This is a genomic window from Comamonas sp. DB36 (assembly GCF_057914905.1).
On sequence record NZ_CP196631.1, the window covers coordinates 3,256,334 to 3,278,045 of the forward strand.

Genomic DNA, 21,712 nt, shown 5'->3' on the forward strand with positions numbered 1-21,712 from the left:
TGAGCTTGTCGAAGGATGAACGGCCTGCGCTCGAAACATGACGACTGCGCATTCGTGGTTAGACGCAGGCTGCAAGAAAACCTACCACCCTCACCCGTGTCAAACTCCACGGGCCGTATTTTTCTGGAGAGAACCCCGCATGTCCGACGCCCTCGAATTGCTCAGCGCCCATGCCGCCTTTGGCGGCGCCCAGCGTTTTTACCGTCATGCCTCGAACGAGATCGGCCTGCCGATGAAGTTCTCGGTCTACCTTCCGCCCAAGGCCGTGGCCGGAGAGAAGGTGCCGGCCCTGGTCTATCTGGCCGGCCTCACCTGCACCGAGGAAACCTTCATGACCAAGGCCGGCGCCCAGCGCCTGGCCGCGGAACTGGGCCTGGCGCTGATCGCGCCCGACACCAGCCCGCGCGGCGCCAATCTGCCCGGAGAAGCCGAGAGCTGGGACTTCGGCGTGGGCGCGGGCTTCTACCTCGACGCAACGACCCGTCCCTGGGGCCTGCACTGGCGCATGGAAAGCTATCTGATCGAGGAGCTGCTGCCACTGGTCGGCCGCAAGCTGCCCATCGACCTGGAGCGCGTGGGCGTCTTCGGCCATTCGATGGGCGGCCATGGCGCGCTGACGCTGGCCCTGCGCCATCCGGGCACCTTCAAGAGCGTCTCGGCGTTCGCGCCGATTGCCAACCCCACGCAATGCGCCTGGGGCCGCAAGGCGTTCACCGGTTACCTGGGCGAAGACGAGACAAGCTGGGCCGCGCATGACGCGAGCCTGCTGATGGCCGCGCAGAAGTCCGTGCCCTACCCCGCCGGCATTCTTGTCGACCAGGGCCTGGCCGACAAGTTCCTGATGGAAAAGCAACTGCTGCCCGAAGCCTTCGAAGCCGCCTGCGCCCAGGCCGGCCAGCCGCTGACGCTGCGCCGCCAGCCCGGCTATGACCACGGCTACTACTTCATACAGACCTTCATTGACGACCATTTGCGCCACCACGCTGCGCAGTTGAAGGGCTGAACGCCGGCCCGGCACGGGCCGTCAATTCGCACCAAAATAGTGCGGGATTGATGCGTCATCTACAGTGGAGCGTTAGTCTTCAGCAAGGTACCCCCCATGTCGCGCAAACCGCAGATCATTCTTTCGTCCCTCGATCTCGATCGCATCGAAGCCTTGCTGGCGGCCATTCCCGCGTCCGTTTTTCCGGGCAAGGCCGATCTGGAAGCCGAACTCGACCGCGCCGATGTGGTCGAGCCGGCGCAGATGCCGCCCAACGTGGTGACCATGAACTCCACCGTGCAGTTCGAGATCCTCGAAACGCGCCAGGACTTCCGCCTGACCCTGGTCTATCCGCGCGACATCGACGGCAGCGCCGATCGCGTCTCCATCTTCGCGCCCGTGGGCAGCGCGCTGCTGGGCCTGTCCGTGGGCGACGAACTCGCCTGGCCAGGCCCCGGCGGCCGGGCCATGACGGTGCGCGTGACCGGCATCATCTATCAGCCTGAAAGCGCGGGCGAACTGCACCGCTGAGCGGCGGCCCCTGTTGCGGGCCTCACACAGGAGTCGCAGGAAAATGAGAAGCATTCTCAACGGTCGATATAATCGACCGCTTCATGCCTGCGTCCGCCTCCTCCACCCACACCCTGCTTGCCGCGTTTGAAACCCATTACGCGGAGTTGATTCGCTATATCGCGCGGCGCACCGGCAATGTCGAGGAAGCGCGCGGCCTGGCGCACGATACCTGGCTGCGCATTGCCGAGCGCCAGTCCGATGGCGACACCGCTGCCACGGACCCGCGTGCCTACCTGTTCACCATCTCGCACAACGTGGCGATGAACCATCTGCGGCGCGGCCACTGGATGGCTGGCTACCTCGCGGAATGCGAGCAGATCGATGCCGGCGCGCCCGCGCAGACGCCCGACGTGGCCGACAGCGCGATGTACCGTCAGGCCCTGGCCGTGGTCGAGAAAACGCTGGCCGGACTGAGCCCGCGTATGCGCGACACCTATCTCGCCAATGGACTGCATGGCGAAAAGCAGGCCGACATCGCGGCCCGGCTGGGAGTTTCGCTCAACACGGTGGAACGCGACATCGCCCAGGCCGCGCGCTGCATCGAGGATGCGCTGCATGCCTGGCGCAACACGCGCGCCCCGGCGCGTGCCGCCAGCAGCGCAGGCCGGCGCAAGTCGCTGGCCGCGCTGCTGGGCGTGTTTGCCGTCGGTGTCAGCGGCACGGCCGCGTGGCATCACCTGCAGCGCGAAGCCCTGCGTTTCCAGACCGCGCTGGCCACCGTGCGCGGCCGCCAGTTGCAGCGCGGCCTGCCCGACGGCTCCGAGCTCACGCTCGATGCATCGAGCCGCGTCGAAGTCGATTACACCGCCGAGCGCCGGCTGGTGCGGCTGCTCGACGGCGCGGCGTTCTTCGCCGTGCAGCGCGATACAGACCGGCCTTTCATCGTCGAGGCGCGCGGCGTGCAGGTCACCGTGCTGGGAACGCGTTTCGGCGTCGAGATCGACGGCGGACAAGGCGTGCTGGTACAGGTCGAATCGGGCCGGGTGCGCGTGGACACCGGTGGCCAGACCGACGAACTGACCGCAGGCCAGAGCCTGCGCGCCTTCGAAGGCCGGCTGCGGCGCGACGCCATCGAGCGGCCCGCCGCCTGGCGCCATGGCGAACTGCAATTCCATGACATGCCGCTGGCCGATGCGCTGGCGCGCGTGCAGAGGTATTCGACAACCCGCCTGAGCGCCACCCCTGCGGCCGGGCGGCTGCGCATCAGTGGCGAACTGCGCGTGGCCGATGCCGGCGACTGGCTGGCCTCGCTGCCGCGCGTTCTGCCGGTGCGGTTGAAGACGCTGGCCGATGGCGGCGTGGAAGTCGCGGCAAGGTAATTGAAAAAAGTTTTCAGGGTTTTCGCGGCTCGCGGGTCTTACAGGTAGTGAACGCATAACCTACCAACCAGGACCTTCGCCATGCAGAAGATATTTCCCTCGCGCCGCAGCCCGCTGGCGCGCGCCGTCATCGGCCTTGGCCTCGCGCTGGCCATCCAGTCCGCGCTGGCGCAGAACCTCGCGTTTGACATTCCGGCCCAGCCCCTGCCCGCGGCGCTGTCCGTGTTTGCGCGCCAGACCGGCTTGCAACTGGCATTTCCGCCCGAGCTTGCGCAAGGCAAGCAAGGGCGCGCCGTGGCGGGCGTGCGCGATGTGCGCAGCGCGCTCAATGAATTGCTCGCCGGCACGGGTCTGCAGGGCGAGGTGCAGGGCAAGACGCTGGTGATACAGCCGGTGCCGGCGTCGTCCGCCACCACGCTGGCGACCGTCACCGTGGCCGCCAGGGCAGATGGCCGCGCCATCAGCGAAGGCAGCCAGTCGTACGCGGCGCGGGGCGCCACCATAGGCAAGATGGAGCTGGCGCTCAAGGAGATTCCCCAGTCGGTCAGCGTGGTGACGCGCCAGCGCATGGATGACCAGAACCTGACCACCCTCGGCGAACTGCTGGACCACACCACGGGCATCACCACGCTGCAGACCCCCGCCGGCGGCAAATCGTTTGCCGCGCGCGGCTTCAACCTCAACACCGTGCAGTACGACGGCGTGCCCTTGTCGCGCCAGCGCTATTCCTCGGCCAGCCACCTGGCGGTCGGCACCGCATTTCTCGACCGCGTCGAAGTGCTGCGCGGAGCGCAGGGCCTGCTTGAAGGCGCGGGCAGCCCCGGCGGTGCGGTCAATCTGGTGCGCAAGCGCGGCACCGACGAAAAGCAGGTCCTGTTCACCGGCCGCGCCGGTTCCTGGGACCACTACGGCGGGCAGCTCGATGTAGCCGGTCCGCTGAACGAAGAGCGCACATTGCGCGGCCGCGCAGTCGTTGATTACGACGACCAGCATTCGTACGTGGACATCAAGAAGGAACGCAATCTGGGCCTCTATGCGGCGCTCGACTATGACCTCTCGCGTGACACCACCATCGGTGTCGGTTTCTCCGCCACGCAGGTGCGGGCGACGCCCTTCTTCTGGGGAGTGCCGCGCTACAGCAACCGGGCCGACCTGGGCCTGGACCGCTCGACCTTCCTGGGCGCGCGCTGGAACCGCTGGACCCAGGACGAGAAAACCGTCTTCTTCGACCTGGAACACCGCTTCAACGACGACTGGCGCCTGAAGGTCGCTGCCATCCATATCGAAGAGCAGAACTACCAGAAGTACATGGTGGGCTTTGGCGCGGTGAACCCGACGACGCGGCTGGGCACGCGCGGCATGACCTACGAGATGGAAAATACCAACCGGCACAGCGGCATCGACGCCAACCTCCAGGGCCGTTTCGAAGCCTGGGGCCTGCGCCACAGCCTGACCGTGGGCGCCAACGCCTCGCGCCTGACGTCACGCACCGCGCAGAGCGTCTTGAGCAATGTCAGCTCCATCGATGTATTTGCGCCCAATCCCGACGTCGCAGAGCCCAGCGCCGCCGCCATGGCCGCAGCCGGTGTCGCGCTGACGGGCTATGACCCGATCACGCAGCGCGGCGCCTATGGCGTGCTGCGCTCCCGGCTCAATGAGCAGCTGACCCTGGTGCTGGGCGCGCGTGCCAGCTGGTATGACTATGAATACCGGTCGGGCGCCAACCTGGCCAATGTATCGGCCAGCAAGGAGAGCGGCAAGATCACGCCCTATGGGGGACTGATTTATGCGCTAGGCCCGCAGTGGTCGGTGTATGCGAGCTACGCCGATATCTTCAATCCGCAGACGGCGCGCACCGTCGAAGGCGCTGCGCTCAAGCCCGAAGTCGGCGCGAACTACGAAGCCGGCGTCAAGGGTGAGCTGCTTGATGGCGCGCTCAACGCGTCGCTGGCCGTGTTCCGCCTGGACCAGAGCCATCGCGCGGTCACCGACTACGACGCCGGCGAAACCGCCTGCGGCGGCGACTACTGCTACCGCGCGGCGGGCAAGGTCCGCAGCCAGGGTCTGGAAGCCGAGGTGAATGGCAGTCTCACCCCCAACTGGAAGCTCTACGCCGGCTACACCTACCAGGACTTGAAGTACCGTACCGACGCCGTCAACGCCGGCAAGCGCTTCAACCCCGAAATCCCTCAGCACATCCTGCGGCTGTGGTCCGACTACCGGCTGCCGGGCGACTGGAAGAATCTGAGCCTGGGAGGCGGCGTCAACCTGCAGACGGGGACCTACTCTTCCAACTACAACCAGCGCCAGGGCGGATATGCGTTGTGGAATGCCCGCCTGGCCTACCGCATCAACCCGACCTGGACGGCAGCCGTCAACGTGACCAACCTGTTCGACAAGACCTACTACTCACGCTTCCTGGACGGCAATACCTACGGCAACTACTACGGCACGCCACGCAGCGTTCTGGTGACGGCGCAGGCGCGGTTCTGAGCGCTGGCGGCGGGCGATTCACGGGAGGGGCACTGCCCCTCCATTCACATCCAGGCCGTCACCCAGGTCATCAGCATGCCCGTGCCCACCAGGCTGGCCTGCCAGCGCAGCGCGTCCTGCCAGCTGGGCATGTGGCGCTCGACGCGCAGGTACAGCACACGGCCCGTGGCCAGCGACAGCGCGAACGCGGCCCACAGTCCCACGAGATTGATGACCAGCGAATCGGGCCAGAACCAGGTCACCACCGCATTGACCAGCAGGCACACGGGAAAGTGCACCAGGAACACCGAATACGACATCTGGCCCAGCTGCTGCAGCCGCGCGGGTCCCGACACGCTGTAGAGCCTGGGGCTGCGCATCACCGCCACCAGGGCCAGCGCCGTGGCGCCGGCCAGCGCAATGCGCGTGCGCCATTCGAGCCACAGCGCAATGCCCAGCAGCAGCGCCATCAGCGCGCTCCAGGCCCAGGGCCGCGCCGCGCGCACTGCCCAGAAAGCCATCATGCCCAGGCCATAGGCGCCAAAGAAGTAGACCGCCCAATTGTCGAAATCGGCGTCGCGGTTGAAGCCCCACAGCGAGGCCGCGGCCAGCAGCACCACCACGGCCTGGCCTACCGTAGGCCGGGCCGGCGTTGCGGCATCCGTCACGCTGTTGAACCAGCGGCTCATGGCAAACAGCAACGCCGTCAGCGCAAACAGCTGGAAATCGATGGACACATACCAGACGCCGGCCGACAGCGACTCCTCGCCGACGATGCCCTGCAGCAGCAGCGCATGCGCGAGCAGCTGGAACAGGCCGGGCGCGGCAGACATCGAGGCATGGTCGAACCATGGCCTTATCAAGGTGGAGATCAGCACCGCCAGCACCAGGGCCACGGCCAGCGGCACGACCAGGCGCACGAAGCGCCGCGCGATCTGCGGCAGCACCTGGCTGTGGCGTGCCAGTCCCGTGGGCGCGAGGCTGGCCGCGGCCAGGTAGCCCGCGAGCACCAGAAACAGCTGCACGGCCATGCGCGCGTCCTGATCGAGCCATTCGATCAACGCGGGCAGCAGGGGCTCCACCACATCGGCCATGGGACCGTAGAACGCCAGGTGGTGCCAGACAATGGCGGCGCAGGCCAGGCCCTTGGTGCAGTCGATGACTGCATTGCGCGAGGCAGGTGACGAGGAAGACATAGACAAAAAATGGAGCGCGAGACGGTGCCAACCTACAACTGTGACAGCGGCTGCGTGGCTGAATGGGCGAAGGCCCAAAACATGCAGGCGGTATTCTGCGCTTTTCCGGCATTTGCTGCTGGCACCGCTGCAGGACGCGCGCTCAATGACCCTACTCAGTTATTTCGAAGTTCCAGTAGGTACTGAAAAGCCAGTCAACAAAGGGACAATGCCTTCATGACGCAAAGCACTCCTCTTCCTGAACTCAACCGCCAATTCATTTCTCACTTTGGCGAGATGGGCAGTCGCTGGGGCATCAACCGCACGGTGGGCCAGATCTACGCGCTGCTGTTTCTTTCGCCCGTGGCGCTCAATGCCGACCAGATTGCCGAAGCCCTGGCCTTCTCGCGCTCGAACGTGAGCATGGGCCTCAAGGAACTGCAGTCCTGGCGGCTGGTGCACCTGCGTCATCATCCGGGCGACAGGCGCGAATACTTCGATGCCCCGCAGGATGTCTGGGAAATCTTCCGCCTGCTGGCCGAAGAGCGCCGGCGCCGCGAGATCGAGCCCACGCAGTCGATGCTGCGCGCCGCGCTGCTCGAAGAGCCGGCCAGCGACGACGAGCGCTATGCGCAGGAACGCATGCGCGACATGCACGAACTCATAGACCGGCTGATGACCTGGTTCGATGAAATCCAGCGGCTGTCGCCCGACACCGCCAAGCAGCTGATGGGCATGGGCGCGGCCGTGACAAGGGTGCTTGAATTCAAGGACCGTTTGACCGGCAAGGGCAGCGCCCAGCGCGCTGCCCAGGACCGTCTGCCCCCCGGCGCGCCCTGAGCCGCGCCTAGCCCAGGGCCAGGCGGGCGCGTGCCGCCTGGTATTCGCTGCGCAGCTGCGCCACGCGTTCGGCCACGCTGGTCACGGCGTTGATCGTGCCTATGCCCTGGCCGCAGCCCCAGATGTCCTTCCAGGCCTTGGTCGATGCGCCGCCGAAGTTCATCTTGCTCGGGTCCGACTCGGGCAGGTTGTCAGGATCCAGCCCGGCCGCGCGGATCGACGGCGCGAGGTAGTTGCCGTGCACGCCCGTGAACAGGTTGCTGTAGACGATGTCATCCGAGTTGCCCTCGACAATCGCCTGCTTGTAGGCGTCGCTGGCACGCGCTTCATGGGTGGCGATGAATGCCGAGCCGATATAGCCGAAGTCCGCGCCCATGGCCTGGGCCGCAAGCACCGCGCCGCCCGAGGCAATCGCGCCCGACAGCGCCAGCGGGCCGTCAAACCACTGGCGGATTTCCTGCACCAGCGCAAACGGGCTCTTGCCGCCCGCATGGCCGCCCGCACCCGCGGCCACGGCCACCAGGCCGTCTGCGCCCTTTTCAATCGCCTTGTGCGCGAACTTGTTGTTGATGATGTCGTGCAGCACCACGCCGCCCCAGCCGTGCACCGCCTGGTTCACATCCTCGCGCGCGCCCAGCGAGGTGATCACGATGGGCACCTTGAAACGCGCGCAGACTTCCATGTCGTGCTCGAGCCGGTCGTTGCTCTTGTGCACGATCTGGTTGATGGCAAAGGGCGCGGCCGGACGGTCGGGGTGGGCGCGGTTGTAGGCGTCCAGCGTTTCGGTGATTTCGGCCAGCCAGTCCTCGAGCTGGGCCGCGGGCCTGGCATTGAGCGCGGGCATGGAGCCGACGACGCCGGCCTTGCACTGCTCGATCACCATCTGCGGATTGCTGATGATGAACAGCGGCGAGGCAATCACCGGCAGTGACAGGCCCTGCAGTGCCTTGGGAAGTTGCGACATGTTTGTCTCCTGTGTTTCTTCTTAGAAGTCGTCGATGGCCAGCGCCATCACGCTGTCAGCGCCCTGCACCACGCTGTCGCGCAGCGCCGTGACCTTGACCAGCACATGCTCGGCATAGAACTGGGCAGTGGCGATCTTCGCGCGCAGGAAGCGGTTGTGCTGTCCCGTCGGCAACAGTTGCTCGGCGACCCACAGCGCGCGGCCCAGTTGCCAGCCGGCCATCAGATTGCCGGCCAGCATCAGATAGGGCACGCTGCCCGCATAGGCGGCGTTGGGCTGCTGCTTGGCGTTGGCCAGCATGAAGTCGACAACTTCGAGAAACGCCTGGCGTGCGAGCTTCAATTGGCGCGCGACCGACAGTGCGGCGGGCGTGCCGCAGGACTGCAGCTGCTGCTCGGTTTCCTCGATCTGCGCGGCGAATGTGCGCGCCACCTGGCCGCCGTCGCGCAGCGTCTTGCGGCCCACGAAATCGTTGGCCTGGATCGCGGTCGTGCCTTCGTAGATGGTCAGGATCTTGGCGTCGCGGTAATGCTGGGCGGCGCCGGTTTCCTCGATGAAGCCCATGCCGCCATGCACCTGCACGCCCAGTCCCGTGACTTCCTGGGCCATCTCGGTGCTGTAGCCCTTGACCAGCGGCACCATGAATTCATAGAGCGCCGCGTGGTGGGCGCGCTGGGCGGCGTCGGGATGGTGATGCGCCAGATCGTAGGAAGCCGCGGCCGTGCTGGCCATCGCGCGACAGCCTTCGGTCGTGGCGCGCATCACCATCAGCATGCGGCGCACGTCGGGGTGGTGGATGATGGTCGCGCTGGCCTTGACGCTGCCGTCGACGGGACGGCTTTGCACCCGCTCCTTGGCGAACGCCGCGGCCTGCTGGTAGGCGCGGTCGGCAATCGCTATGCCCTGCACGCCCACGGCGTAGCGCGCGGCATTCATCATGATGAACATGTACTCGAGGCCGCGGTTCTCCTCGCCCACGAGGTAGCCGATGGCGCCCGCGCCCGCGCTGTCGGCAACGCTGCCCTGGATGCCGTCGCCGAACTGCAGCACAGCCGTGGGCGAGGCCTTGATGCCCAGCTTGTGCTCGATGGACACGCATTGCACATCGTTGCGCGCTCCCAGGCTGCCGTCCGGCTGCACCAGGAATTTCGGCACGACAAACAGGCTGATGCCCTTGACGCCTTCGGGCGCGCCCTGCACGCGCGCCAGCACCAGATGGACGATGTTCTCGGCCATGTCGTGCTCACCGTAGGTGATGAAGATCTTGGTGCCGAAGACCTTGTAGCTGCCGCCTTCCTGGGGCTCGGCGCGGGTGCGCACCAGCGCCAGGTCGGAGCCCGCCTGGGGTTCGGTCAGGTTCATGGTGCCGGTCCACTCACCGGTCACGAGCTTCTCGAGATAGCTGGCCTTGAGTTCGTCGCTGCCGGCCGTGAGCAGCGCTTCGATCGCGCCATCGGTCAGCAGCGGGCACAGCGCAAAGCTCAGGTTGGCGGCGTTGAGCATTTCGACACAGGCCGCGCCAATGGTCTTGGGCAGGCCCTGGCCGCCGAAATCCTGCGGGTGCTGCAGCCCTTGCCAGCCGCCTTCGGCGTATTGGCGAAACGCCTCCTTGAAGCCTTCGCTGGTCGTGACCACACCGTCTTTCCAGCTCGAAGGCGCGATGTCGGCCGGGCGGTTCAGCGGCGCGACCACGCCTTGCGCGAACTTCGCGCATTCCTCGAGCACCGCCTGCGCAGTGTCGAGACCGGCTTCCTCGAATCCCGGCAATTGAGCGACCTGGTCGATTCCGGCCAGGTGCTCCATGTTGAACAACATGTCTTGAAGAGGTGCTACGTAGCTCATGGAATTTCCTTTCGATGCCCGGACTTGCTTACTGGCTGATGCGTCCCGAGGCGCTGACAATGGACAGATCGACAAAGCGCGAACCGAACTGCGACTCGGGCTTGAACGTCACCCAGTAACCGCCAAGGTCATGGGCACTGAAATTGCGCAGGGTGGCAGTGACTTTTTCGCGGCTGACGGACTGGGCGCGGCGCAAGGCTTCGGCGACCACCTTGGCATTGACATAGCCTTCCATCATCGCGTAGCTCACGGGGATGTCCGCGGCCTTGGGTGCGGCAGCCACCGCGTCGCGGAATTCCTTGTTCAGGCGCATGGAAACGCGGTAGGGGCTGGGCACCACCTGAGCGATCGACAGACCGCTCATGAACTCGGGCGGCAGGCGCGTCGTGAGCTGCTCGATATCGGAGTCGGAATTCGCGTAGATCTGCGCCGTTCCCGAATCCATGCGGTAGGCCTCGACAAAGGCCGCGGTCGCCGGGCTGGATGCAACCAGCAGGATTGCCTGCGGGCCGGGCTTGGTCTTTTGCAGCTGTTCGACCGCCTGGGTCGCGGTGCTGCGTCCGCTCTTGAGCGTCACCTGGGCCACGAGCTTGGCGTTGGCCGGCGTCACGGCCTGCTGCACCAGTTGGGTCACGGCTTCGAGGTCGTCACGCTCTTCGACCACCAGCGCCAGACGCGTGATGCCGACAATCGCCAGATGGCTCGCGATCTTCGCCATCTCATCCTGCAGGCCGGCACGGGTGCTGAATATCGATGCAGCGCGCGCCACCTGGGCGTTGTTGCCCTGATAACCGACAAGACTGATGCGCTCCTTGTCGAGCAGACCGCTGCTGAGCACGCCGGCGAGATTGCCGTTGCCCATGAAACCGGCAAGCACGACGGGATTGGACTTGGCGAGCAGCTCGCGCGTGCGCAGCACGGTGTCCTCGGCATGTCCGCCATCGTCCATGACGACCAGCTGCACCGGCTGGCCCTGGATGCCGCCGGCCTTGTTGACCTGATCGAAATGCAGTCGCATGCCTTGCGCATAAGCCCTGCCCTGCGGGCCGCCCTTGCCCGACAACGGTGCCACCTGCCCCACCACCCACTGGGCATGCACGCCCACACAGCCCAGCGCGCAGGCCAGCGCAACTGCAGCCCGGGACCAGGGTGCCATGATCGATTTCATGCGGTCGTCTCCCTCTCAAGCGCGCCGGGCGCGCCGCCGTATTTTTATAGGACGGGGGCCTGTGCGCCAGGCGACAGGCCCCAAGAGACAGGCCCAGAGGGCCAGGTCCCTCTTCTAGAAGCGATGCTTACAGCGCCTTGAGCAGCTCGGGCACGGCCGTGAACAGGTCGGCTTCGAGGCCGTAGTCGGCCACGCTGAAGATCGGTGCTTCGGGGTCCTTGTTGATCGCCACGATCACCTTGGAGTCCTTCATGCCGGCCAGATGCTGGATGGCACCCGAAATTCCTGCGGCGATGTACAGCTGCGGCGCGACGATCTTGCCGGTCTGGCCGACCTGCAGATCGTTGGCCGCGTAGCCGGCATCGACCGCGGCGCGCGAAGCACCGATGGCCGCGCCCAGCTTGTCGGCCAGCGGCGTGATCACTTCGTCGAACTTTTCCTTGCTGCCCAGCGCCCGGCCGCCGGAAACGATGATCTTGGCGGCAGTGAGTTCGGGGCGGTCGTTCTTGGCGATCTCGCTGCCCACGAAGCTGCTCTTGCCCGCATCGGCGGCAGCGGCAATGGTTTCCACGGCGGCCGAACCACCGCTGGCGGCAGCGGCGTCAAAGCCCGTGGTGCGCACGGTGATCACCTTGGTCGCGTCGCCCGACTGCACGGTCGCAATCGCGTTGCCGGCGTAGATGGGGCGCTCGAACGTGTCGGGCGAGACCACCTTGGTGATGTCGCTGATCTGCGCGACATCGAGCGTGGCGGCAACGCGCGGCGCGACGTTCTTGCCGCCGGCCGTGGCGGGGAAAAGGATATGGCTGTAGCTGGAAGCGAGGGCCAGCACCTGGGCGGCAACGTTCTCGGCCAGGCCATGGGCCAGGCTTGCGCCATCGGCGTGTATCACCTTGGAAACACCGGCGATCTGGGCCGCGGCGGCGGCGGCGGCGGCAGCGCCTTCGCCGGCCACCAGCACATGCACGTCACCACCGCAGGCCACGGCGGCCGTGACGGTGTTGAGGGTGGCGGGCTTGATCGAGGCGTTGTCGTGTTCTGCAATAACGAGATTGGTCATGAAATTCTTTCGGGTATGGATACCTACGCTTCGACAAGCTCAGCGCGAACGGAAATGGGGCACAGCGCTCACCCCCCGTTCGTCCTGAGCCTGTCGAAGGATGAACGGCCTCGCCTAAAAAAGATGGCGGGCGGCTCAGATCACCTTGGCTTCGTTCCTGAGCTTGTCCACCAGCGCCGCCACATCGGCGACCTTGACGCCGGCGCCGCGCTTGGCGGGCTCGGAGACCTTGAGGGTCTTGAGGCGCGGCGTCACGTCCACGCCCAGGTCTTCAGGCGTCACGGAGTCCAGCTGCTTCTTCTTGGCCTTCATGATGTTGGGCAGCGTCACGTAGCGCGGCTCGTTCAGGCGCAGATCGGTGGTGATCACGGCCGGCGTGGCCAGCGACAGGGTTTCCAGGCCGCCATCGATTTCGCGCGTGACGTTGACCTTGTCGCCCGCGACTTCCACCTTGGAAGCAAACGTTGCCTGGGGCAGGTTTGCCAGCGCAGCCAGCATCTGGCCGGTCTGGTTGGCATCGTCATCGATCGCCTGCTTGCCCAGGATGATCAGGCCGGGTTGCTCCTTGTCGACCAGGGCCTTGAGCAGCTTGGCAACGGCCAGGGGCTGGAGTTCGACATCGGTCAGCACATGGATGGCGCGGTCGGCGCCGATCGCCATGGCGGTGCGCAGGGTTTCCTGGCATTGGGCCACGCCGCAGGAGACGGCGATGACTTCGGTGACCACGCCCTTTTCCTTGAGGCGCACGGCTTCTTCGACGGCGATTTCGTCAAACGGGTTCATGCTCATCTTGACGTTGGCGATATCGACGCCCGTGCCGTCGGATTTCACGCGGACCTTGACGTTGTAGTCCACGACGCGTTTGACTGGGACCAGTACCTTCATTGCTGCGGCTCCTCGATTTATGAGTTGAATTGACGTAAACGTAAACCTCAAACATTTTATGCCGCAAAGCAGCATTCCATGCAGCGTTCAGCGCCCCTGCCGGAAGCAGGTGATAAAAAGAACGATCGTTCTATTCTAGGGGTTATCAGCGGCGGCAGCGCCATTTTTCGCCGCTGCCATGGGCCGCCAGTCGCCGCGCCCTGCATCCTGGGCTTCGGGGTCTATGGGCCACGACAGCCGCTGCGCCGGCACGGCCAGCGAGACCTGCGCGGTGCGCAAGCCATCGAGCACGGCCATGTTCACGGCCGAACGCACATTGCCCTGGCCGTTGAGGGGATCGTTGATGTAATAGGTCAGCGTGAACTGCAGGCCGTGCGCCAGGATGTCGACCAGTTGCACAAATGGCGCTGGTTTCTCGAGCACGCGCGGCTGGGTCCGGGCTGCCGCCAGCAGCAGCGCCGTCACCTGTTCGACGTCGCTGTCGAGGTCCACGACAATGGTCGTGGAAAGCGAGAACCGTTGGTCGAAAGCCGTGAGATTCTCCACGCGCTGGGTGATCAGCGTTTCATTGGGCACGATGGACTCGCGGCCATTGGACGCGCGAATCACGGTGAAGCGGGTCTTGATGTCGGTGATCTGGCCCTCGAAGCCGTCGACGCGCACGTTGTCGCCGATGCGCAGCGCGCGCTCGATCAGCACCAGAAAGCCGCTGACGTAGTTGGAGGCGATCTTCTGCATGCCGAAGCCCAGGCCCACGCCCACGGCACCGCCCATCACCGACAGCGCTGTCAGGTCCACCCCGACGATGGACAGCGACACCAGCAGGCCCACGGTGATCAGCACCGTGCGCATCAGATTCATGGCCACCTTGCGCATCGACAGGTCGGTGATCACCTGGTTGAGCACACGCTGCTCGAACAGCGCCGCGCCCCAGAGCACCGCGATCATCATCAGCCCGGCCGATATCACGCCTTCGATCAGGGTCAGCAGGCTCACCTGGGTCTTGCCCAATGGCAGGTGCACGCTGTTGAGATCGGCCATCACGCCGGGCAGCAGCCCCAGGCTCGCGAGCACCGCCACGCCCCAGGCCAGCCAAGAGAAGATGCGCTCGAACAGCCGCGCCGGCGTCGATTCGGGAAAGGTCTTGGCCAGCACCCGCACGACAAAACGGATCACCGCCAGCGACAGCAGGATGGACGTCGCCACGCGCAGCCAGAACACCGGCTGGAAGTGACTCAGCAATGCCTGCGCCGTGGCCACCAGCACCAGGCACAGCAGCGGGAACATCGCCCCGCCCAGCGTCGTCGGGCCCAGCCAGACCGAATGCACGCTGCCGTATTGCGCGCGCAGACCGCGGGTGATGAGGAAGGCCAGCGCCACGCACAGTGCAATGAGGCCGAACTCGGTCCAGCTGCTGGAGCGCTGGAAATCTTCCATCAGCCGTTCAAAGGCATCGATACCATTGGTATTCATTCTTGTGCCTTCCACTGCGGCTGGCGCTTTTGCGCGAACGCGCTCACGCCCTCCTGGGCGTCGGCGTCCTGCATGTTCACCGCCATGGTCTGCCCCGCGAGCTGGTACGCGGCCTCTATGCCCAGCTCACGCTGCTGGTAGACCAGGGCCTTGCCCATGGCGACGGCCACGCGCGGCTTGGCGAGAATGGCCTGCACCAGTTGCTCGACGGCAGCGCCCAGCGCTTCGGGCGCGACCACGCGATTGAGCAGGCCCTGGTCCAGCGCCGTCGCGGCGTCGATGAAGTCGCCCGTGAGCAGCATCTCCATGGCTTTCTTGATAGGCAGGTTGCGCACCAGGGGAACGCTGGGCGTGGAACAGAACAGGCCATAGCGTATGCCGCTGGTGGCGAAAGTGGCGGCGTCGCTGGCCACGGCCAGATCGCATTGCGCGACCAGCTGGCAGCCCGCGGCCGTGGCCATGCCCTGGACCTGCGCAATCACCGGCACGGGCAGCTTGTGCAGGCTCAGCATCATGCGGCTGCATTGCGCAAACAGTTTCTGGTGGCTGGCCAGATCGCTGGCCGCGGCCATCTCCTTGAGATCATGGCCGGCGCAAAACGCCCGGCCCTGCGCGGCCAGCACCAGCACGCGCGCCGCGGGGTCGGCCGCGACGGCGTCGATGGCCGACTGCAGCGCCGCCAGCATGGGGCTGCCCAGCGCGTTGAAGCGCGCCGGGTCGTTGAGCGTCAGCGTGACGACGCCGCGCGCATCGCGCTGCACCAGCACCAGCGAATCGGCGGCGGTCGTGAAAGCATCAGGCATATGAGAAATTCCAGAAAAAGCTGCGCCGGCCGGGCGCGGTCAAAGATCGGCCAGAACGCGCAGATGCGCTTCCACGCTGCGCCCCAGCGCGCTCATCGCGTAGCCGCCTTCGAGGCAGGAGACGATGCGGCCCTTGGCGTAGCGCCGCGCGACGTCCTTGACGCGGCTGGTGATCCAGGCGTAGTCCTGCTCGTTCATCGCCCACTGGCCCATGTCGTCCTCGCGGTGGCCGTCGAAGCCGGCGCTGATGAAGATCATCTGCGGCTTGAACGCTTCGAGCCGCGGAATCCACATCATCTCGACGATTTCGCGGATGTCCATGCCCTTGGTATAGGCCGGCAGCGGCACGTTGACCATGTTGGACGCAGGTTCCTTGTCGCCCGAAAACGGAAAGAACGGGTGCTGGAACACGCTGACCATCAGCGCGCGCGGGTCGCCGGCGAGGATGTCTTCCGTGCCATTGCCGTGGTGCACGTCGAAGTCGACGATCGCCACGCGATCGAGGCCGTGGTGTTCAAGCGCATGCAGCGCCGCGACGGCCACGTTGTTGAAGAAACAAAACCCCATGGCCTGGGCGCGCATCGCATGGTGGCCTGGCGGGCGCACCGCGCAGAACGCGTTCTCGAGTTCGCCCGCGATCACCGCGTCGGTGGCCGCGATTCCCGCGCCCGCCGCATGCAGCGCGGCAGTCCAGGTGTGGGCGTTGATCGCGGTGTCGGGATCGATCTGCGCATAGGGCGCACCGCCGATCAGCTTGGCCTGCTCCAGCTGCTCGCAGCGTTCGCGCAAGGACTGCAAGTATTCGCCGTCGTGCGCCAGCGCGATGTCGGCCAGCGGCGCGGCGGGCGCGTCGCGGCGCTCGAGCGCGTCGCCCACGCCGCTGATCAGCAGCCGGTCCTCGATCGCGTCGAGCCGTTGCGGGCATTCCGGATGCCCAGGACCCATATCGTGCTTCCAGCACTCTCGATGGGAAAAATAACCGGTCTTGCCCACTGTGTCATGTCTCCGCAGTCGTTTTTCGGCTAACGTGGCGCCATGCAAGCACAGCCCCACATCCAATCACTCCTGAATCAGCTTAACACGGTGATTGTGGGCAAGACAGCGCAAGTCCAGGACTGCGTTGCCTGCCTGCTTGCCGGCGGCCACCTGCTGATCGAGGACGTTCCCGGCGTGGGCAAGACCACGCTGGCGCATGCGCTGGCCCATACGTTCGGCCTGCAGTTCTCGCGCGTGCAGTTCACCGCCGACCTGATGCCCAGCGACCTGACAGGCGTGTCAATCTATGAACGCGGCCAGGAAAATTTCGTGTTCCATCCGGGCCCGGTGTTCACGCAACTGCTGCTGGCCGACGAGATCAACCGCGCCAGCCCCAAGACGCAAAGCGCGCTGCTCGAAGCCATGGAAGAAAAGCAGGTGTCGATCGAAGGCCGCAGCCACCGCCTGCCCCAGCCCTTCTTCGTGATTGCCACGCAGAACCCGCTGGACCAGCTGGGCACCTATGCGCTGCCCGAAAGCCAGCTGGACCGTTTTCTGATGCGCATTTCGCTGGGCTATCCCGACCGCGCGGCCGAGCGCGAACTGCTGCGCGGCAACGGCCGGCGCGACCTGCTGGACTCGCTGCAGCCGCTGATCGACGCCGAGCAGCTCGCGCAGCTGCAGGCCCAGGTGCTGGCCGTGCATGCCTCGGATGCGCTGCTCAATTACGTGCAGGACCTGATAGACGCCACGCGCTCGGGCCGCTGGTTCGTGCAGGGCCTGTCGCCGCGCGCCGGCATAGGCCTGCTGCGCGCGGCCAAGGCCCAGGCGCTGATCAGCGGGCGCGACTATGTGGCGCCCGACGACGTTCAGGCCATTCTTGCGCAGACCGTGGCGCACAGGCTGGTGCCGGCCATCCATGCGGGGCGCGGCGCGCTCGAGCAGGTGCGCGCCATGCTTGACGCCACGCCGCTCGCATGAGCGGCGCGCACCCGGCCCGTGGCTGGCGCCCCCTGCGCGCCTTGCGCCGGGAGCTGCAGGGCCGCTGGATCGCGCGCCTGCCGCGCACCGACCAGTTACTGCTGACCCAGCGCAATGTCTACATCCTGCCGACCAGCGCCGGCTGGATGCTTGCGCTGACGCTGGCCGTGCTGCTGATCGCCAGCATCAACTACCAGCTCAACCTCGGCTATCTGCTGACCTTTTTGCTGGCCGGCAGCGCGGCCGCCGGCATGCTGGTCGGCCATGCCAACCTGCGCGCCCTGGTGCTGCACCTGCAGCCGCCCGCAGCGGTGTTCGCGGGCCAGCGCTGCGCGCTGCGCATCACGCTGGACAACCCCGCGCGGCGCGCGCGCCATGGCATCGCTCTGGCCGTGAGCCAGGACATTGAAGGCGCGCCGCAATGGGCCTGGACCGATGTGCCGGCCCAGGCCAGCGCCGTGGTCGAGCTGGCTTTCGTGCCGCGCCAAAGGGGCTGGCACCCGCTGCCGCGCATCACCGCCGAGACGCGCTTTCCGCTGGGCAGCTTTCGCGCCTGGAGCTACTGGCGCCCGGCCACGCAGCTGCTGGTCTACCCCGAGGCCGAGGCCGCGCCGCCGCCGCTGCCGCCGGCCCGCCCCCAGGGCACGGGGCGCGCGGGCACGCGCGCCGCGGGCAACGAGGATTTCGACGGCGTGCGCGCCTACCGCCGCGGCGATCCGCTCAAGCAGGTGGTCTGGAAAAAAGCCGCCCAGGCCTGGGCCACGGGCGGCGCGCTGGTCAGCCGCGACCAGCCCCAGGCCCAGCCCGGCCGGCTGTGGCTGGACCCGGCAGCCACCGGCCTGGTCGATACCGAAGCGCGCATTGCGCGGCTCACCGCCTGGGTGCTGGCCGCCGACCGCCAGGGCGTGCAATGGGGGCTGGATCTGCCCGGCGCCGTGCGACTGGCGCCCGACAGCGGGCTGTCCCACCGCGAGCGCAGCCTGCAAGCCCTGGCGCTGTACGCGCCCGCGCCCGGAGCCGCACCATGACGCTGCGCGCCCGCCTTGACGCCATGCCGCGCGACACGCGCGACACCTTGTTCCTGCTGGCCGTCGTGGCCTGGGTGATTGCCCCGCATGCGAGCCACCTGCCCTGGTGGACGCTGACCCTGGCGCTGTGCCTGCTGGCCTGGCGCGGCCTGCTGGCCTGGCGCGCCCAGCCCCTGCCCGGGCGCTGGGTCATGGCCGCGCTGCTGCTGCTGGCCGTGGGCGCGACCTGGCTCACGCACCAAAGCCTTGTCGGCCGCGATCCGGGCGTGACCCTGGTCGTGCTGCTGCTGACGCTCAAGACGCTGGAGATGCGCGCGCGCCGCGACGCGCTGGTGGTGTTCTTTCTCGCCTTCTTCACGCTGCTGAGCCACTTCTTCTATTCGCAGTCGCTGCCGATTGCCGCGGCGCTGCTGATCGCACTGCTGGGCCTGCTGACGGCCGTGGTCAACGCCCATCTTCCCGTGGGCCGGCCGCCGCTGAGCGAATCGCTGCGCATTGCGGGCAAGCTGGTGCTGTGGGGCACGCCGGTGATGCTGGTGCTGTTCCTGCTGTTTCCACGCATGGCACCGCTGTGGGGCGTTCCGGGCGACGATCTCGCCGGGCGCAGCGGCCTGTCGCCCGACATGACCGTGGGCGAAGTCGCCCGCCTGGCGCTTGACGACAGCATCGCGCTGCGCCTGCGCTTTGACGCGCCCCAGCCGCCGCCGCGCTCCACGCTGTATTTCCGCGGCCCGGTGCTGTCGGTGTTCGACGGCCGGCAATGGCGCGAGACACCGCGTTTCAACGCCGACACCTGGGAGGCCGATGCACCGACCGGACAACTGCAGGTGCGCGGCCCGGCGGTGTCGTACGAAGCCACGCTCGAGCCCCACCGCCGCCGCTGGCTGCTGACGCTGGACGCGGCACAGACCGCGCCCGAACTGCCAGGCCAGCGCGCGCGCATGACGCCGCAGTTGCAATGGCTGAGCCAGCGGCCCGTGACCGACGTGCTGCGCTACCGCGTGCAAAGCCATGTGGATTTCCGCCACGGCCCGCTGCAGGCCAGTCCTTCCCTGGCCGCCTATACCGTGCTGCCCGATGGCTCGGACCCGCGCACCGTCGCGCTGGCCGCGCAGCTGCGCGCCGAGATGGGCCAGGCAGGCAATGCCGCGTTTGTCGAAGCCGCGCTGGCGCGCCTGCGCAGCGGCGGCTACCGCTACACGCTGGAGCCGGGCGTGGTCGCGGTGCACACCGCCGACGACTTCTGGTTCGACAGCAAGCAGGGATTTTGCGAGCATATTGCCTCGGCTTTCGTGGTGCTGATGCGCGCGCTCGACATTCCCGCGCGCATTGTCACCGGCTACCAGGGCGGCGAAGTCAATCCGGTCGACGGCTACTGGACGGTGCGCAACAGCGATGCCCATGCCTGGGCCGAAGTCTGGATCGCGGGCCAGGGCTGGGTGCGCGTGGACCCGACCACGGCCGTCGCGCCCGGGCGCACCAGCGAACTGCAGCGCCTGTCGGCGCCGCGCGGCGCTTTCGGCCAGGCCATGGACAGCGTGATCGCGCCCGGCCTGGTGCAGCAGCTGCGCGCGGCCTGGGAGGCGATGAACAACGGCTGGAACCAGTGGGTGCTCAACTACACGCAGACCCGCCAATCCGATCTGCTGGGCCTACTGGGCCTGTCGTCGCCTTCGTGGCAGACGCTGCTGCAATGGCTGGCCGGCCTGGCCGGCGCCGCGGCGCTGGCCGTCTCCGCCTGGCTGTGGCGCGAGCGCCGCGCGCCGGCCGACGGCTGGCAGCGCCTGCGCCGCCAGGCCCATGCCCGGCTGCAGCAGGCGGGACTCGATCTGCCCGCCCATGCCCCACCGCGCACGATGGCCTCGCTGGCCAGCGCACAATGGGGGACCGACGCGGCGGCAATCGCGCACTGGCTGCTGCGCCTGGAGCGCCAGCGCTACGCCAGCCCCGCCGCCGATGCCAACCCGGCCCAGCACCTGTCCGAGCTGCGGCGCGAATTCAAATCCCTGAACTGGCCCCGCGCCAGTCGGCTCCAAGATCCATGAAAAGACTGCTTTCCACTGCCCTTGTCTGCCTCGCGGCCTGCACCACGACCCTCACCCTTCCCGCTTTTGCCCAGTCCGCGAAACAGCGCAGCGCGGTGCAGGGCACGATGCCCTATGCCGAACGCAGCGAGGCCATGCAGCTGGCGGCCGACATCGCCGCGCGCCGCGACCTGCCGCTGGACTGGGTCCAGGCGACGCTGGGCCAGGCGCGCTTCCTGCCCCAGGTGCCGCGTCTCATGACGCCTGCGCCCCAGGGCACGGCAAAGAACTGGAACGCCTACCGCGGCCGCTTCATCGACCCGGTGCGCATCCGCGCCGGCGTGCGCTTCTGGCAGACCCATGCGGCGGCGCTGGCGCGCGCCGAACGCGAATACGGCGTGCCCGCGGAAATCATTGTCGGCATCATCGGCGTGGAAACCGTCTACGGCCAGCAGATGGGCAACTTCCGCGTGATCGACGCCCTCGCCACGCTGTCGTTTGACTTTCCGCAGGCCCACCCCCGGGCCGCGGCGCGTACCGAATACTTCCGCGGCGAACTCGAGCAGTTCCTGAGCTTCACGCACCGCGGCGGCATGGACCCGTTCGCGCTGCTGGGCAGCTATGCGGGCGCGATGGGCCTGGGCCAGTTCATGCCTTCGAGCTGGGTCAAGTGGGCGGTGGATTTCGACGGCAACGACCACATCGATCTGTTCAGCAGCCCCGTCGATGCCATTGGCTCGGTGGCCAACTACTTCATTGCCCACGGCTGGAAGCCCGGCATGGCCACGCACTACCCGGTAGCGCTCAATGCCGCGCCCGAGCAGATGGCCGAATTGCTGGCCCCCGACATCCTGCCGACCTTCACGCCCGAGCGCATGCTGGCGCTGGGCGCGCGCCCTCAGCCGCCGGGCGACACGCACAACGGCCCGCTGGCGCTGGTGGAACTGCAAAACGGCGGCGCCGCGCCGCTGTACATCGCCGGCACCGAGAACTTCTACGCGATCACGCGCTACAACTGGTCGAGCTATTACGCGCTGTCGGTGATCGAGTTGGGCGAGGAAGTGAAGGCTGCGCGCGAGGCGGCGCGCAAACGCTGATCCTGCGCGCCCGCATGGCGCCTGAGCACCCTTTTTCAAGGGCCTGGGTGC

18 protein-coding genes are annotated in these 21,712 nt (G+C 66.9%); 9 read left to right on the forward strand and 9 right to left on the reverse strand.

Features of this window, described 5'->3' with window-relative positions; all coding sequences use genetic code 11:
- Window positions 1–139: 139 nt before the first annotated feature.
- The 4 genes from fghA to ACSVDO_RS15330 all read left to right on the forward strand — a co-directional run bounded on the left by fghA (window position 140) and on the right by ACSVDO_RS15330 (window position 5,367).
- Window positions 140–1,003, forward strand: a complete 864-nt coding sequence (gene fghA / locus ACSVDO_RS15315; RefSeq protein WP_489593196.1) for an S-formylglutathione hydrolase — start codon at window positions 140–142, stop codon at window positions 1,001–1,003.
- A gap of 96 nt (window positions 1,004–1,099) precedes the next feature.
- Window positions 1,100–1,513: a nucleoside diphosphate kinase regulator gene (gene rnk / locus ACSVDO_RS15320; RefSeq protein WP_489593198.1), complete on the forward strand. Its 414-nt coding sequence runs from the start codon at window positions 1,100–1,102 to the stop codon at window positions 1,511–1,513.
- 83 nt (window positions 1,514–1,596) lie between these two features.
- A complete protein-coding gene (locus ACSVDO_RS15325; RefSeq protein WP_489593200.1) occupies window positions 1,597–2,874 on the forward strand; it encodes a sigma-70 family RNA polymerase sigma factor in 1,278 nt (425 codons plus the stop codon).
- Window positions 2,875–2,955: 81 nt separating this feature from the next.
- On the forward strand, window positions 2,956–5,367 hold the full coding sequence (locus ACSVDO_RS15330; protein ID WP_489593202.1) for a TonB-dependent siderophore receptor: 2,412 nt from the start codon (window positions 2,956–2,958) through the stop codon (window positions 5,365–5,367).
- 44 nt (window positions 5,368–5,411) lie between these two features.
- Here the strand turns inward: ACSVDO_RS15330 and ACSVDO_RS15335 are convergent, their stop codons facing one another.
- A complete protein-coding gene (locus ACSVDO_RS15335) occupies window positions 5,412–6,542 on the reverse strand; it encodes an acyltransferase family protein (protein ID WP_489593204.1) in 1,131 nt (376 codons plus the stop codon).
- Between the two features lie 216 nt (window positions 6,543–6,758).
- On the opposite strand from ACSVDO_RS15335, the gene ACSVDO_RS15340 reads away from it, so the two are divergent.
- Entirely contained in the window at window positions 6,759–7,361 is a 603-nt protein-coding gene (locus tag ACSVDO_RS15340) for a GbsR/MarR family transcriptional regulator (RefSeq protein ID WP_332539484.1), read from the forward strand.
- A gap of 7 nt (window positions 7,362–7,368) precedes the next feature.
- On the opposite strand, the gene ACSVDO_RS15345 is transcribed toward ACSVDO_RS15340, so the two are convergent.
- The 8 genes from ACSVDO_RS15345 to ACSVDO_RS15380 form a co-directional block, all read right to left on the reverse strand.
- Window positions 7,369–8,325, reverse strand: a complete 957-nt coding sequence (locus tag ACSVDO_RS15345) for an NAD(P)H-dependent flavin oxidoreductase (protein ID WP_332539482.1) — start codon at window positions 8,323–8,325, stop codon at window positions 7,369–7,371.
- A gap of 21 nt (window positions 8,326–8,346) precedes the next feature.
- Window positions 8,347–10,167 (reverse strand): acyl-CoA dehydrogenase, encoded by a 1,821-nt coding sequence (locus ACSVDO_RS15350; RefSeq protein ID WP_489593205.1) that lies wholly within the window; start codon window positions 10,165–10,167, stop codon window positions 8,347–8,349.
- 28 nt (window positions 10,168–10,195) lie between these two features.
- Window positions 10,196–11,323: an ABC transporter substrate-binding protein gene (locus tag ACSVDO_RS15355; protein ID WP_489593207.1), complete on the reverse strand. Its 1,128-nt coding sequence runs from the start codon at window positions 11,321–11,323 to the stop codon at window positions 10,196–10,198.
- 139 nt (window positions 11,324–11,462) lie between these two features.
- Window positions 11,463–12,395, reverse strand: a complete 933-nt coding sequence (locus tag ACSVDO_RS15360) for an electron transfer flavoprotein subunit alpha/FixB family protein (protein WP_489593209.1) — start codon at window positions 12,393–12,395, stop codon at window positions 11,463–11,465.
- A 135-nt stretch (window positions 12,396–12,530) separates the two neighbouring features.
- Complete coding sequence (locus ACSVDO_RS15365; RefSeq protein ID WP_489593211.1) at window positions 12,531–13,280, reverse strand: electron transfer flavoprotein subunit beta/FixA family protein; 750 nt, start codon at window positions 13,278–13,280, stop codon at window positions 12,531–12,533.
- Window positions 13,281–13,415: 135 nt separating this feature from the next.
- Window positions 13,416–14,738, reverse strand: coding sequence for a mechanosensitive ion channel family protein (locus ACSVDO_RS15370; RefSeq protein WP_442881511.1), 1,323 nt, complete (start codon window positions 14,736–14,738; stop codon window positions 13,416–13,418).
- Between the two features lie 11 nt (window positions 14,739–14,749).
- Window positions 14,750–15,556: an enoyl-CoA hydratase gene (locus tag ACSVDO_RS15375; RefSeq protein WP_489593212.1), complete on the reverse strand. Its 807-nt coding sequence runs from the start codon at window positions 15,554–15,556 to the stop codon at window positions 14,750–14,752.
- A 39-nt stretch (window positions 15,557–15,595) separates the two neighbouring features.
- A complete protein-coding gene (locus ACSVDO_RS15380) occupies window positions 15,596–16,549 on the reverse strand; it encodes a histone deacetylase family protein (protein ID WP_489593214.1) in 954 nt (317 codons plus the stop codon).
- A gap of 42 nt (window positions 16,550–16,591) precedes the next feature.
- Between ACSVDO_RS15380 and ACSVDO_RS15385 the strand changes: the two genes are divergently transcribed.
- Genes ACSVDO_RS15385 through mltB form a run of 4 tightly spaced genes read left to right on the forward strand, consistent with a single transcriptional unit; the run spans window position 16,592 to window position 21,661 of the window.
- Window positions 16,592–17,512 (forward strand): AAA family ATPase, encoded by a 921-nt coding sequence (locus tag ACSVDO_RS15385; RefSeq protein WP_332538340.1) that lies wholly within the window; start codon window positions 16,592–16,594, stop codon window positions 17,510–17,512.
- Window positions 17,509–18,540, forward strand: a complete 1,032-nt coding sequence (locus ACSVDO_RS15390; RefSeq protein WP_489593217.1) for a DUF58 domain-containing protein — start codon at window positions 17,509–17,511, stop codon at window positions 18,538–18,540. Before ACSVDO_RS15385 ends, ACSVDO_RS15390 begins: the two co-directional genes overlap by 4 nt.
- Window positions 18,537–20,585, forward strand: coding sequence for a transglutaminase TgpA family protein (locus ACSVDO_RS15395; RefSeq protein WP_489593218.1), 2,049 nt, complete (start codon window positions 18,537–18,539; stop codon window positions 20,583–20,585). Before ACSVDO_RS15390 ends, ACSVDO_RS15395 begins: the two co-directional genes overlap by 4 nt.
- Window positions 20,582–21,661 carry a lytic murein transglycosylase B gene (gene mltB, locus ACSVDO_RS15400; RefSeq protein WP_489593219.1) on the forward strand — a complete coding sequence of 360 codons (1,080 nt, stop codon included), beginning with the start codon at window positions 20,582–20,584 and terminating at the stop codon, window positions 21,659–21,661. Before ACSVDO_RS15395 ends, mltB begins: the two co-directional genes overlap by 4 nt.
- The last annotated feature ends 51 nt before the right edge of the window (window positions 21,662–21,712 follow it).